Below are 14575 nucleotides of genomic sequence, written 5' to 3'. Positions count from 1 at the left end.
GAATATAAAAATTCTTTTAATCTGACTTTATTTTTTTCAGAACGTTCATGGCAAGATTGTATCCTGGAAAGTTATTTGAACGTTCAATTGAAGCTTGTAAATATTTTTCAGCGGCCTTTAAATTTTTTGACTGATAATATGCAATCCCAAGATGATAAAGGATTATTGGATCATTAGGCAATAACTTGTGGGCTTTTTGAATCAGTTCAAATCCTTTTTTTGTTTTTTTAAGATTCAGGCTGATCCAACCGATTGCATCTATTGAATACGGATCTTTTGGAGAAAATGTTTTAAGTTTTTCAGAATATCGTGCTGCTTGAGATATAGTTTCTTTTTTTTCTGACAAGAGGATGATTAGCTTTGGATAGACACTCAAGATTTGTGGATTTATTTCTATGGCTTTTTGATAATTTTCTATGGCTTTTTCATTGTTGTCATCCATTTGGAAAGTATCTCCCAGAGCAGCATAAGCAGGGCCATAGGATGGATTGATATCAATAACTTTTTTAAAGGCATTCTCAGCATTTTTCAGGTCAAATGTTTTTAAATAAAGTTGCCCAAGCCCCATATGCGCTGAATATAGGTTTTTTTCCAATTTAAGCAATGCATTAAATGAACTGATACCATCCATGTTTGTATTTTGTGCAGTTTCGCATAAGGCCTTGTAATAAAGGGCAAATCGATCCTGTGGATTTTTTTCAAGCAGGGCCTGACTTGTTTTTAATGTTTTACCATACCAGCCGTTATAGAAAAAAAGTACCATCAAGTTTCGATTTTCTGCAAAAAAATCTCTATTTTTATTATTCGGCAGTGATAGAGTGTTGCTCTGTCTCAGCCCTGGGATCAGTTTGACCCCGGTTTCCATTTTCTGGAAAAAGGCTGGATCGTTTTTTCGCTGTAAAAAAATATGGGCAGAAAGAAAATCAATAAGATTAGCGGGTTCTCCGCCTTTTTCTGCCAGGCTTAATCCTTCTAAAGCCCTTATGAAATTGCCGTTAAGCTGCTCAATAATTATCATGGGCACAAAGCTTTTTCCCATATTAGGATTTATAGATATCGCTTTTATAAATTGGTCTTCGGCTTTTTTGTACTGTTTGAGTACCATGTAACACATGCCTGCATAATGGTGTGTCATGGCTGAGTTTTGTTGGGCGTCAAGGAAGTTGTTAATGTTGTTAACCGCTTTCTCGGTTTGGTTCAAGTTGCTGTGAGCAGCAGCCTTTATGTAAAAGGCAAGCGGGACATCTTTGTAAATATTTAAAATTTTATCCATAAGGGTTGCAGTCTCTTCATAAGCACCCATAACCAAAAGCTGTCTGCCTTTTTTAAGATATCCCTGCTTGACACCGGGCGTGTAATAGAGCATCTCCCTGATCTGTTTGTTGGCAAGCTCTTTTTTGTCGGTTTTCTGATAAATGGTTAGAAGCTGCCTTCGATAGAGCAAATTTTCAGGCTCAAGCGTAACAGCTTTTTCATAATATACTATTGCCTGTTCAACGTCTTTTAGCATCAGAAAAGCCCTGCCAAGTCCTTCCAGGGCAGGAACAAATTCAGGCTGAAATCGGATAACCTTTTCAAATATTGTGATAGCGGATTTATACTGTTTTTTTGTAAGAAACAGGCTGCCCTTGTAATATAAGGCAACCGGATGCTCAGGCTGCTTTTTCAAACTGGCTGCCAGGTGTTTTTCTGCTTTTTTAAGATTCCCTTCCTGGGCATTTATAATGGCGTTGATCAATTCAGGAAAAAAGATTTCCTGCTTATGATTTTTAAAAAACTTTAATTTTTTTCGGGCCTGTTCCTTCTGCCCTTTAAGTGCAAGAACAACCCCGGCAATTCCATGACCGGAAATGTTTTCAGGGTTTTGGGAAAGGGTGGCTTGGGCATACTCAAATGCTTGTTTAAGCCGTCCCTGCCTAAGCCGTTCAACGGCAATCGTAATGGCAAGGGTGTTGGAATCAATATGTGGTTCCAGGGTTGAAAAATCATCTGTTGAGAATGAATCAGGTTGAACAATGCTGTCATTAACTATTTGGACACCCGAACATGGAACTGAATAAAAGATTAATACAATTAAGATGAAAAAAGTTTTTTTTCTTATCAGAAACATTTTAATTCCTTTCAAAGATGGTGAGTTATAGCAGCTATTTAGAACCTATGTTATCTGGAGTTGAGCTTTTTATAATATTAATAAAAATCGATACAACAGGAACTACAGGGAAAGCAGGCAGAAAATCGCCTGCTTTCCCTGTGTGAATAATCGGATAAAGTTAGTTCTTTTTTCTTCTTGAAATTCCGGCTATTCCCAGCAGTCCAAGTCCAAAAAGGAGCATGGTTGCAGGTTCTGGGATTATATTTTCCCCATTGCCATCTGGAATTGTAGTGCCTGCAAGGATATTGATGAACCAAGGGGTCGCCAGACCCGTCCCCCAAGAGGAATAGCCTGCCCAACTACCATTAGCGGCTTGGCTGCTAACAAGGCTTTCGCAATAATCTTCCCACCAGTTCCACCCGTGGGACGGGTTGTCCACATCGCCTGGATCGCCATGGAGATTGGTGATGGTGGTCATGTCATCACGGCCGATGGTCAAATCAAGGCCTTTGTAAATGGCCCACATGGCATATGGATGTCCAAAATTCCCGTCATAGCTGCCGCCTGAGCCTAATGACCATAGCCAACCACTGTTGATGTAAGCTAACGCTGCATCAACATTTGCATTGCCAACACCCAAACCCCGGAAAGCCTGTTCGATGAGCAGTGCGCCGGTCTCGTTCATCTCGCCATAGCGGGTGCCGTAATCGGTAGGATAATATCCAGCTCCTCCATCAGGATACTGGATATTGTTGATCCATTTGTCCAGTTCGGTTCCCACGAAGCCGGGGGTGGAGACGCCCATCTTGGAGGCGTATAGAGATGATATAACCGGCCACTGGGTGGTGGATTGATCGGAGTTGCCATAATTGGCATAGTATCTCCATCCTCCATCCATAGTGCCGGCGTTTTCAGTTTGACCAAAGGAAAAGTAGTCAATGGTGTTCTGTACCACGTCTTTATATGTCCATGCACCGCCTGCACCGGTTCCGTCGGTCCTGCCGGCCAATGGTCCTGTTGTTACCAGTGCATCCGGCGTCCCGGAAGAGGCGATGGCCGGAAGCACGAGCCCTGTGACATAGGTGTCACGACTATTAATTACACCCGGATAAAACTTTACACCCACTCCGTTGCCGTCACCGTCCGGATTACCGTGCGTTTGTGGAGTGATACCAACCACATTGGCATTTTCCAGAAGATAGCTCAGGCCTTTGTCCACTACCGTCTGATATGCGGCTGCATTTGTGCCCCAGTTGTCTTTTTCCTCCAAAAAGGCAAGAAGAGCTGATCCGGTCTGGGATATCAAATAGTCTAATCCTCCACCGTCGAATGAACCATTGGCGTTTTGGGTTGTAGCGAGATAGGCTAAACCATTGTCGATAGCTGTCCTTTTTTCAGCTTCTGTTGCTGCCATTAAAATGGATGGCAGCAGCAAAGTAACTAAAAGTATTAATAAAAATTTTTTCATATTTCTTCCTTTTTTCAGTATATAAATATAATTTAAGTTTGTGAGATGGATATTATGAAATCAATATCCTTGTAACATTGCCTCATAAAGTTTTATTCACCTCCTTTCGTCATGAAAAATAATTCATAAAAAATTTTTATTAAAAAAAGTACAGAACTATTTAATTGCAACAGATAAAAATTTGATTTCGAATATGAGGGGGATATGGTGGAAACATAATAGAGGGATACAGGCAGAAAAGTAGCTGTTTATATAATATTTAAGCAATTTACGTGCCAATTAATCGTATTGCTATAAAAACTTGATATCATTGGCTGTCTTCGATTTTATGGGTGTGGTGTGATGGGCAACCTGGTTTAATGTGAAAAAAAATACATAAAAATAGTAAAATTTTTACATAGACGTATTAAATAAAGCGAACAGGGTTTAGCGTAATAATAGTCTGAATAAGTACCAGGCCAAAATTAATCCGATATTTTTTTAGATGATTTGGTGTCTTTCATATTTTTTGGAATTATTTATGCTCTGGTACTTATAGGCAATTGCGTCCGTAAACGTTAAATTCGAAGAGTCTTATCACAATTAATACCTGGTAGATGGCTCACAAATTGTAATAAGCTTTGTTTTATTCCTTATTAATAAACCTTACGTTTGGAAAATCCTTTTCCAAGAACATTAAAGGTGTTTTCCGTAATCAAGAACGCATCCGGATCAATTGCAAAGGCAATTTCTTCAATTCGTTTGATCTGAAACGTATTGACAACCGTCAGGATGATATCTTTTTCCAGTCCTGAGTGGGCTCCTTCTCCTTTTATAAAAGTTACTCCCCGTTTGAGTTTGTTCATTATTTCATGTGAGATTTGTCTGGGATTGTTTGAAACAATAAAAATCATTTTTCTCTGGTTAAACAGGGTCATGAAATATTCAATCACCTGGGAGGAGATATAACTCATGGCCATGGAGTATAAAATCAGATTTGTATCCATTTTACCAAAGGAAAAAAGGAATAAAACAAAATTAAAAACAAAATTGTATGTCCCGATACGGACGGCATATTTCTGGTTTAAAATAACGGAGATAATATCGTTGCCGCCGGCAGATCCAAGGGAGCGAAAGATAATGCCGGAACCTGCGCCGGTTAGCGTTCCGCCCGCTAATACGGCAAGCACAAGATCCTTGATGGGAAACTCAATCTGGATTAAATCAATGACAAGGGTCAGTACAATTGTTCCGTAGAGACTGTACAATAAAAATCGCCTGCTGATAAACAGCCATCCGAGAATAAATACAGGGATATTTAAAATCAAATACCAGGTGCCGGGTGTTAAAAAATTGGTGTAATAAAAAAGTAAAATTCCTGCACCTGAAAATCCGCCGGTAATCATTTGATTTGGAATCACAACGGCTTTGAGTCCGATACCAAAGATAATACTTCCCAGTGTGATTAAAAAAAGATTCCAGGGGATCAAATAGGTTAAGTTTTGTAATTTCATGTGATTGTCCTAATTTTTTGAAAATGCTTCTATTATTATTAAATGGATGAAAAAGCAATGTTTTTTTTGGGGTCAGACAACCTGGTTTTATTCTTTTTAAAAAAACACTTGCATAAATTTTCAAATTCGCTTATTTACTTTCGCCTGTTCAAAAAAAACAGAGCTTGCATCCGGTAAACCGTAAAATATTTCTTTGAGACAAAAGCTTGTATTTAAGATGAGGTTCAATTGTTGCCGTGTTACAACACGGGAAGACAAAATATTTTTTTATATGAAAGTCTTCAAAAATCCAAACAGTGACTTTCCTGTTTTGTTGTGGGTAAATTTGAGCGAAAGACCAGGTCTGCCCGTAGCAGTTTGTAAGGAAAATCTAAATTTATGTTAACAGAACGTTAAAATGAGGAGAAATCATAAAATGAACAATAACGAATGCAGTATCTACAGTGGCGGACTGAAAGGTGCAGAAGAAACTTTTGGTAAATGCGCGGAAAAATATGGCATCAATGAAATTAATTTTTCATTTGAAGGTCACAGACCCTCGCGGGATAAAAACATTACACTGCTGAGCGAAGAGGAACTGAAAAAAGGCAATATCAGCATGGAAATCGTTTCTGCGCGAATGGGAAGGCGATATTCACGGGCGGATAAGATCAGAAAAGTTTTTCAGGTTATCTTTCATATGGTTAACAAAGGGTATCAGGTGGTTGCAGTCGGTTGGATTCAATCTGATAAAACAGTTAAAGGCGGAACCGGCTGGGGGGTTGAACTTGCCAAATTTTTTAACAGACCTGTCAGTGTTTTTGATCAGGGAAAAAATGGGTGGTACACATGGAAAGGGGATGAATGGGTAGCGGATGAACCTGTGATTTCACATAAAACTTTTTGTGGTACAGGAACCAGAAATCTTTCCAAAGAAGGTGAAAAAGCGATTGAAGATCTTTTCAGCCGTTCCTTTACAGCATAAATCAACGTGTTTGGATCGGTAAAATTTTTTTGACAGACTTTGTAGAAAACGGTACACTCTTTTTCGTTTCTCCATTAAATTGAACGTGTATCGTTTTTTTTTTGCGATTGCCTGTCAGTCATTAATTTTGATACCCAATTTTTATGGTGAAAGATCAATTTTTTAATGTTGCTTAATTATGATAAAGCCATGCTGTTCTAATCCCAATTTTTAGTTATTATGAATTAGGGGGTAAATATTGAAAAAAAAAGATCTTTATTCCAAAGAAGAAAAACTCTTTCAGGATAAAAATAAGATTTATTCCGCCCAGTCTGTAAAACAGATTGTTTACTCAACCGATGTCAGGGATTTTGGTCAGGTCGCCAAGAGCATTCCCTGTCAGGATGCCTGTCCTGCCCAAACAAATATTCCGGGCTATATCCGGTGCATTTATGAAAAACGATATGGCCGGGCCTATGAAATAAACCGCAGTGCCAATATCCTGCCTGGTGTTTTGGGAAGGATCTGCTCAAGGCCTTGTGAATCAGCCTGTCGCCATGGCGAACCGGATAATGGTCAAAGTGTGGGGATTTGTCATTTAAAACGATCCTGTGCCGACTTAAAACCTGCCTCGCATAGGATTATTGAGGCGCTTTATGCACCCACAGATAAAAAAGTTGTCATTATCGGCTCTGGTCCGGCAGGACTGGCAGCCGCTCATGATCTTGCCGGTCTGGGGCATAAGGTGGTGATCTTTGAAAGCATGGAAAAACCAGGTGGTATGCTGATGTACGGGATTCCAGAATTCAGGCTGCCACGGGATCTGCTCATGCTTGAAATCAAAAATATCCTCAGGCTGGGAGTTGAATTAAAAACAAATACGGCTGTCGGCACTGATATCTCCTTGGATCAGTTGAAAAAAGATTTTGATGCCGTTGTGGTGACAACAGGATGTGTAAGTCCGAGAAAACTTGATATTCCGGGTGAAGAACTTGAAAATGTTCACAACGGGCTTGAGTTTATGAAAGCGGTCAATGAAGGGCAAACACCCTTTGTGGGAGACAAGGTGGTGGTTATCGGAGCCGGGTTTACCGCTGTTGATTGTGCAAGATCCGCCCTTCGGCTTGGCAGCACCGATGTCAGCATTAATATCCGTAAAACCATTGAATATATGCGGATTGATGAGACTGAAAAACATGAAGCACAGTTTGAAGGCATTAAGACCTACAGTCTTGTTCAGCCCTCAAAAATTATAGGGATCGATAATAAGGTCACTGCCGTTGAATTTGTACGAACCCGCATGGAAACAAGCGATACCCCGCCTTATCGAGTTTCTGTTCCCATAGAAAATTCCCGGTTTTTAATTCCTGCAGATTGTGTTATTGCAGCATTGGGTCAGACCCCGGATGGGAATATGGTTTCCCGCGATTTGGGCGGGCTGGATAAAAAGGGGCATAACACATCAATTGATGGAGTCTTTGCAGCAGGCGATTTTGTGACCGGCTCTTCTGATGTCATTTCAGCCATTGCAGGCGGCAGGAAATGTGCAAGAGCTGTTGATCAATATTTGATTGGTGAACAAAGAAAGCAGACCGTTGTCAGGCTTGAGAACCATGAAACAACAGACAGGCCGAGATCATATGATTTTATCGGCAAGGTCGGGATGAATACCCTTGATATGCAAGAAAGATTTTCTCAATCCACCAATGAGGTGGAAACAGGTTACAAGGATGATCAGGCCCGTGAAGAAGCCAAAAGATGCTATCTTTGCAATTTGAAATATGAGATTGATCCGCTGGTCTGTATCTATTGTTCGTTATGCATTGATGTGGCACCCAAAGACTGTATTAAAATGATCAAAGATGTACCGATCAATGCAGATGGCACTTATGGCACATACCTGGAAACAAAGGATTGGAACAAGGTTGTCTCCATAGCCATTGACAATGATAAATGTATCCGGTGCGGCAATTGCGTGGCTGTCTGCCCCATGGATTGCATCAGTGTGACAAAGACTGAACTCATTGAAATTGATACATAAAAATTGATACCTAAGTTTGGGGGAAAATCATGCCTTTCAAAGACCATTATGTGATCATTGGAAACGGACCTGCAGGAAATCATGCTGCCGCAATTTTGCGTGAAAATAATAAAGATGCCAGAATCACAATTATTTCCGATGAGTGTATTGCTTTTTATTATAAACCAAAGCTGACCCGGTTTATTGCCGGTGAGATCAACAAAGAAGAACTCATGGTAACATCCCTGGAATCCTATCGGAAAAAAAATATCAGGCTTCGGTGTGGACAGGCAGTGGAACGAATTGATCCGGATTCAAAAACTCTTTTTTTGCAGCACATGGAAAAAATCAGCTATTCCAGGCTCATCATTGCATCGGGAAGCCGGGCAAGGGTTCTGCCGTCCATGTCCCGTTATTCAGATCATTTGAAATTTGTCACCTCATATGCGGACGTGATTGAGTACAAAGAAAAAATTCAAAAAGCAAAGGATTTTTTTGTTTTCGGCGGTGATCTTGTGGGGTTTAAATTTTTAAGAATGTTGACTGACATGGGAAAAACCGTAACCGTCCTGATCTATCCCAATGCATTCTGGCCTTATAATTTAACCGATGCCATGCTGAAGCAGATCGTTGGAAGCCTTTCAAAATATACCTCAGATATTATTGTGAAAGATGATATATCAACAATTGATGCTCAAAACGGATCATACCGGGTAAAGACGCAAAAGGGGATTGAAAAAAATGTTGATATGGTGTTCTCGTTTAACGGTTTGAGCCCCAATATCGATTTCGCAAAAGGATCTGGGATTGATACGGATCACGGTATTCTTGTGGATGAATATTTAAGGACAAATATTGACGGTATTTATGCATGCGGATCATGTGCCCAGATTTACAACCGGGACATTCAAAGCTATACCGTCTCCATTGGATGGCCCAATGCCGTGGCCCAGGGAGAGACCGTAGCCTTGAACCTTCTGGGTGATCATAAGGTTGTCGAATCTACAGGCAGAAAATATTTTGATTTGGAAGGCGTAAAAATCAAGACCACCTGGTGGGAAGATATTGATGATGAGCTATAACGATAATGCGCAAACAAGGATCATAAATTCATGAAAGATATTAATATAGTTATTGAGATCTGCGGCAGTGCAGGAGAAGGAACCATTTCCGCCGGGGAAATATTGAGCAGGTTTATGAGCGGTCAGGGATTTGAGATCATGTCTTTTGATTCGTATCCTGCTGAAATAAGAGGGTTTGGAAAATGTGTGGCCCATACACGGATCAGTTCCGACCCTATTTATTCTCCGGGAAAGTTTGCCGATGTTTTGATTTCCTTAAATGACAAACATTCCATATCCCAGCTGCCTTCGTTAAAGCAAACCGGTGTTTTGATATTTGACAGCCAGCCGCCCAGACCCCATGAGGAAGATACGAGTGTGGTGGGGTGGGCAAAACCCGGCATTGTTTCCTATGGTATTCCCTTGAATATGCTGGCCAATAAAGCAGCCGGAAATGCCAGGGGAATGAATATGGTTGCTCTTGGGGCGCTTGCCGCCCTTTTTTGTGTGGATAAAGACCGGTTTACCGATTCCATTAAAACGCGTTATGGAAAAAAGAAACAGGTTGTGATTGATTCCAATGTGAATTCTTTTCTGGAAGGATATGACTGGACAAAAGAGAATATTAAAAAAATTGATTCCTATTCTTTTGAAGATGTAAGATTGCCAGAGCAACAAGAAAAGCTCATTATCAACGGCAATCAACTGGTGGCACAGGCTGCGCTGGATGCCAACCTCTGTTTTTATGCGGGATATCCTATCACTCCTGCCACAAAAATTATGGAAATCTTGAGCAAAGAATTGCCAAAACATGGGGGTGTCCTGCTGCAGACGGAAGATGAGATTTGTGCCATTGGTGCTGTCATTGGTGCCGGGTTTGGCGGTAAACGCGCCATGACAGGCACATCCGGGCCGGGGTTTGCTCTGATGACGGAGTTTACAGGATTGTCGGTTATGGCGGAAGTGCCGGCTGTTATTATTGACTCTCAGAGGGCGGGCCCGTCTACAGGAATGCCGACCAAGACCGAGCAGAGTGATTTTAATATTGCCGTATCAGGCGGGACAGGGGATTGCCCGAGGATTGTCCTTGCACCCACGGATACAAAGTCCTGTTATGATGCCACTGTCCTGGCGCTGTATTTTGCTGAAAAATATCAGACCCTTGTGGTGGTGCTGCTTGATTTTTTTCTGTCCAACAGTATCAAGAATATTGACAGGCCCCAAAAACCGCCTCAAAAATACCTGGATGCAAATATTGCCCCGGATAAAGAGGCGCTTAAAGACTATAAAAGGTACAAAATCACTGAAAACGGGATTTCACCTCGTGCAATTCCTGGTACGCCAGGAGGGATATTTTTTTCAACCGGGCTTGAACACAATGAATATGGCAGGCCTGATTACAGCCAGGCAGGTCACCTGAAGATGACCCAAAAACGGTTTGAAAAATTCAATGCAGTATTGTCGGAAGCGCCTGAACCCCAGATGTCGCTAAACGGTAAGGATGAGTTTGATATTGGAGTGATCTCCTGGGGGTCGTCAGCCGGGGCTGCCCACGAGGCGGTCATGTCTGCTCAAAAGGAAGGGATCAATGCCGCAGCTTTCAGTTCCATGATGCTGTCGCCGTTTCCGGAAAAACTATTGCTGGAATTTTCAGGTAAATGTAAAAAAATTCTCATACCTGAATTGAATTTTTCAGGGCAGTTTGCCGGGTTTGCAACTCAAATTATTAAAAGACCTGTTGAAAGACTCAATTTTATTACCGGCCGTCCAATGGCTTCAGAGGATATTCTTCAAAAGATGAGGGAAATGTAATGGAACAGATCAGATCAGCATATTTGGATGAAAAATTAGACATGGTCAGAAAGGTTGATTTTTTACAATACAGGTCACCGGATCTGCCGACCTGGTGTCCGGGGTGCGGGTATTTTGGAATTGTTGATGCCTTGTACAGGGCCTGCCGGGAACTTGCACTGAAACAAGAAGATATTGTAACTGTCAGTGGTATAGGATGTTCCGGGAGAACCCCGATTTTTATTAACTCCTACGGGTTTCATACCCTTCATGGCAGATCCATACCCGTGGCAACGGGATTGAAGCTTGCCAGGGAAGATCTGACCGTATTTGCTGTTGCAGGAGATGGAGATGCATTGGGAATCGGTGGCGGTCACCTGCCACATGTGGCACGGAAAAATATTAACATCACCTTTTTGTTGTTTGACAATTCCATTTACGGGCTGACCAAAGGCCAGTCGTCTTCAACAACCCCCTATGAAATGAGGACCAGTTCCCATCCTGTTGGAAATCCGGATACGCCGCTTAATCCCATCAAGCTTGCTCTGGCCTATGGCGCATCTTTTGTGGCAAGAGGATATGCTGGCAATCCCCAGGGGCTCAAGGAAATCATAAAAGAGGGTATCCTGCACCAGGGATTCAGTTTTATCCAGATTTTGACCCCCTGCGTGACATTTGACAAGGAAAACAGGACCTGGAAGAATCTGAAAGAAAATGTTTGTGATTTAAATATCCGCATAGAGGAAAAGAACATGGAGACAGCCATGCGGGCTGCTGAAAATGAACCTTATGGATGCGGGATCTTTTTCCAGGACAAGCAAAGACCCCATTACCAGGAGATTCTGCGGCACTTGAACCGTGATGATTAAGTGATGATTAACCCGAAATTTTCGGGCTATTGAACGCGGATCAGTCTTACTGCATCCATCCTGAGCCGGGATGTGTCCAGATATTTTAAAAGAGATTCCATACGGTTCCGGGCAAGTTTGATTTCCGCTGTTCTTATATCGGGATTTATTTTTTGTAATTGCATAAGCCGGGTAATCTCTTTGCCAAGGATATCTTTTATCCGGTTTTGTCCTTTTTTTATCATCTTTTCACAATGATTTTCGGCAATTGAAACACTTTTTTCAATCATGGAAGGGATCAGTACCTGCTTTACCGGTTCCATGTCCATGAACCAGGTGCTTTGATCCTTTTTCAGTTTGCTTGAAAGACTTGTAAATTTATTGTCCAAACTGGTGTCACGGCCTTCATGATCCACAATAATGCGAATGGGATGGGGCATTAAATATCTTTCCATGTTCAAATTTCCGGGAGCAATACATTCCAGTATGAAAATTGTTTCCAGTAAAATCCCCGGACCTTGCTGCCTGTTTAAAAGAGCTGTTGCACAAGAACCTGTATCATTGGTGATAAAATATTCAAAGGTCTGTTGGACAAAAGGGTGATCCCAGGAGAAAAAATCAATATCATCCCTGGCAATGGCTGTTTTTCTGTTAAATGTCATTGCATTGGAAAGGCTTGTCAGTGCCGGGAATTTTTCGTCCGTCATGGTGGTTGAATTCAGTTTGAAGATGGTTTTGTCAATAAAATCAATTTCAATGCCATAATGATCCAGAACCATGGTCAAAAGATCGTCAAAAGCATTGTTTTTTTCTGTCCGGGTGATATGGTCAATGATTTTTTTAGCAGATTCCGGTTTAAATGAATTCATTTCAAGCAGGATGTTTTTACCATGGGCAAGTTTTTTGTCCACTTTGATGCAATAGGCCTTTGTTTCTTCAATCAATTTTTCCAATACAAATGCTTTAACAGCAGCTGATTCTGCCGAGCGGCTGAAAAGGTCGAAAAGATTTGGTTTGAATTTTTCATAGATCAAATGACTTCCGTTGATGTTTCCGGCAAACAGGTTCAAGCCGTCCATATACCATCGTGCCAGGATTTCATAAACACTTCCAAGGATATAGGGTACATGAATTTGGATATCGCTTTTCTGGCCGATCCTGTCAACCCTTCCTATTCGCTGCTCTAAAAGTTCCGGGTTGTGGGGCAGGTCAAATAAGAACAGGTGATGCACAAACTGGAAATTTCTTCCCTCACTGCCGATTTCAGAACAGATAAGAATTCTTGCGCCGTCTTTTCTGGAAAACCAGGCAGCATTTCTGTCCCGCTGTAAAAGACTCATGGTTTCATCAAATTTGGCCACATCAACAAAAATATGGTTTGCAACAGCTTTTGCAATGGCGTTTACCTTCTCTTTAGAACTGCAAATCACCAGGAGCTTCTTTTTTTGTTTTATCAATTCAACCAGGCAGGATATTCTTGGGTCATCCGAGAATACATGAGCCTTGGTCTCGTTGGTATCAAAAAATTCCCGGTTTGCAGCCTTTATTTGAGAGATTGTTGCCGCAAGGGGTTTTAAATGGGCCACTCGTTTGGGAAAATCTTTGATCACATCTCTTTTGTTTCGAAAAATTACCCTGCCGGGACCATAGGAATCAAGAATGTGATCCGTATTTTTCTCTTTTTTTATCAATTGTGTGACCGTATGGATGGTTTTTTTATACTGGCTGGTTTCATCAAGGTAGGTGTTAAAATCAAAATACCGTTCCGGATCAAGCAGTTGAAGATGAAGAAAATGATTTTTAATTCCCATCTGTTCCGGTGTGGCTGTCAGCAGCATCAAACCGAATGTTGTTCTGGCAAGTGTTTGAATAAATTCATAGGTTTTTTTATCGTCCGTAATATGGTGGGCCTCGTCAATGACAACCATGTCCCAACCCGCCTTAATGATTTGTGTCTGGCGTTTTTTGTTTTTAAGAAAATTTATGCTGACAATACCCATTTGCCGGTTCAAAAAAGGATTTGTTCTTGAGCTTTCCTGTTCAAGGCTTTCGCACCAGTCTGCATCAAATATCATGAAAGACAGGTTGAATTTGCGGTACAATTCGATAAACCATTGGTGAACCAGGGATTCCGGGACAACAATCAATACCCTTTGCGCCCTGTGGGTTATGAGCAGTTTATGGAGAATAAGGCATGCTTCGATGGTTTTACCCAGGCCTGTTTCATCGGAGAGCAAAACCCTTGGAATATACCGTGTGGTTACCTTGTCTGCAATGAAAAACTGGTGGGGGATCAGTTCCACCTGGCCACCCAAAAACCCTTTTACCATGGATGCGTCATAGTCAGCTTTGGCCTTTAACAGCCTGTACCTCAAATCAAACAGTTTGCTGGAATCTGTGATCCCGGCAAAAAGCCGGTCCTGGGGCATGGAAAATGAAATCGTATCACACAGGTCTTTTTCACAAACAATGGTTTCTTTTCCTGAATAATAGATTAGCCCTTCTGATTCCGACAGAGTTTGGACGATCAGTTTTTTATTGTCTTTTAATTGAATCTCATCTCCGGGTTTGAAAACAACGCGCTTTAGGGGCGCGGATTGGAGTGAATATTGCCGGGTGCAGTCACTTGAATCAAACCTAATGGATATTGTTCTGTCATTAACCTTAATAAGGGTTCCTAAACCCAGCTCAGGTTCTGCCTGGCTGATCCATCTCTGGCCTGTAATGAATTGATGCATTGGATAATCTTCTGTAGCTGTTTTTAAAAAGGATCATGTTATGCATGATTCAGGGCGGATTGTCAATTTGTTTGACATATGATTTTGCGCAGGATGTACAAATTATGTCAGGACTGTAAAA

The 14575-nt window shown here is 41.3% G+C and carries 9 protein-coding genes; 5 read left to right on the top strand and 4 right to left on the bottom strand.

The window, feature by feature from the left end; all coding sequences use genetic code 11:
• Positions 1 to 16 precede the first annotated feature (16 nt).
• The 3 genes from TOL2_RS15860 to TOL2_RS15850 all read right to left on the bottom strand — a co-directional run bounded on the left by TOL2_RS15860 (position 17) and on the right by TOL2_RS15850 (position 5053).
• On the bottom strand, positions 17 to 2110 hold the full coding sequence (locus TOL2_RS15860) for a tetratricopeptide repeat protein (RefSeq protein WP_014958337.1): 2094 nt from the start codon (positions 2108 to 2110) through the stop codon (positions 17 to 19).
• A gap of 160 nt (positions 2111 to 2270) precedes the next feature.
• Positions 2271 to 3560, bottom strand: coding sequence for a PEP-CTERM sorting domain-containing protein (locus TOL2_RS15855; protein WP_014958336.1), 1290 nt, complete (start codon positions 3558 to 3560; stop codon positions 2271 to 2273).
• Positions 3561 to 4195: 635 nt separating this feature from the next.
• On the bottom strand, positions 4196 to 5053 hold the full coding sequence (locus TOL2_RS15850; RefSeq protein WP_014958335.1) for a YitT family protein: 858 nt from the start codon (positions 5051 to 5053) through the stop codon (positions 4196 to 4198).
• Positions 5054 to 5468: 415 nt separating this feature from the next.
• Here TOL2_RS15850 and TOL2_RS15845 point away from each other — a divergent pair, with 415 nt between their 5' ends.
• The 5 genes from TOL2_RS15845 to TOL2_RS15825 all read left to right on the top strand — a co-directional run bounded on the left by TOL2_RS15845 (position 5469) and on the right by TOL2_RS15825 (position 11737).
• Entirely contained in the window at positions 5469 to 6017 is a 549-nt protein-coding gene (locus tag TOL2_RS15845) for a hypothetical protein (protein WP_014958334.1), read from the top strand.
• Between the two features lie 238 nt (positions 6018 to 6255).
• Positions 6256 to 8037 carry an FAD-dependent oxidoreductase gene (locus tag TOL2_RS15840; RefSeq protein ID WP_014958333.1) on the top strand — a complete coding sequence of 594 codons (1782 nt, stop codon included), beginning with the start codon at positions 6256 to 6258 and terminating at the stop codon, positions 8035 to 8037.
• A 29-nt stretch (positions 8038 to 8066) separates the two neighbouring features.
• On the top strand, positions 8067 to 9098 hold the full coding sequence (locus tag TOL2_RS15835; RefSeq protein ID WP_014958332.1) for an NAD(P)/FAD-dependent oxidoreductase: 1032 nt from the start codon (positions 8067 to 8069) through the stop codon (positions 9096 to 9098).
• A 30-nt stretch (positions 9099 to 9128) separates the two neighbouring features.
• Positions 9129 to 10889, top strand: a complete 1761-nt coding sequence (locus tag TOL2_RS15830) for a 2-oxoacid:acceptor oxidoreductase subunit alpha (protein ID WP_014958331.1) — start codon at positions 9129 to 9131, stop codon at positions 10887 to 10889.
• A complete protein-coding gene (locus tag TOL2_RS15825) occupies positions 10889 to 11737 on the top strand; it encodes a thiamine pyrophosphate-dependent enzyme (protein WP_148278129.1) in 849 nt (282 codons plus the stop codon). The genes TOL2_RS15830 and TOL2_RS15825 overlap by 1 nt, the downstream gene beginning before the upstream one ends.
• A gap of 26 nt (positions 11738 to 11763) precedes the next feature.
• On the opposite strand, the gene TOL2_RS15820 is transcribed toward TOL2_RS15825, so the two are convergent.
• Positions 11764 to 14454, bottom strand: coding sequence for an SNF2-related protein (locus TOL2_RS15820; RefSeq protein WP_014958329.1), 2691 nt, complete (start codon positions 14452 to 14454; stop codon positions 11764 to 11766).
• Positions 14455 to 14575 lie beyond the last annotated feature (121 nt).

It is taken from the genome of Desulfobacula toluolica Tol2 (assembly GCF_000307105.1).
GTDB classification, from domain to species: domain Bacteria; phylum Desulfobacterota; class Desulfobacteria; order Desulfobacterales; family Desulfobacteraceae; genus Desulfobacula; species Desulfobacula toluolica.
The sequence above is the reverse complement of the archived record's forward strand: the minus strand, read 5'-3'. Positions and strand labels throughout refer to the sequence as shown.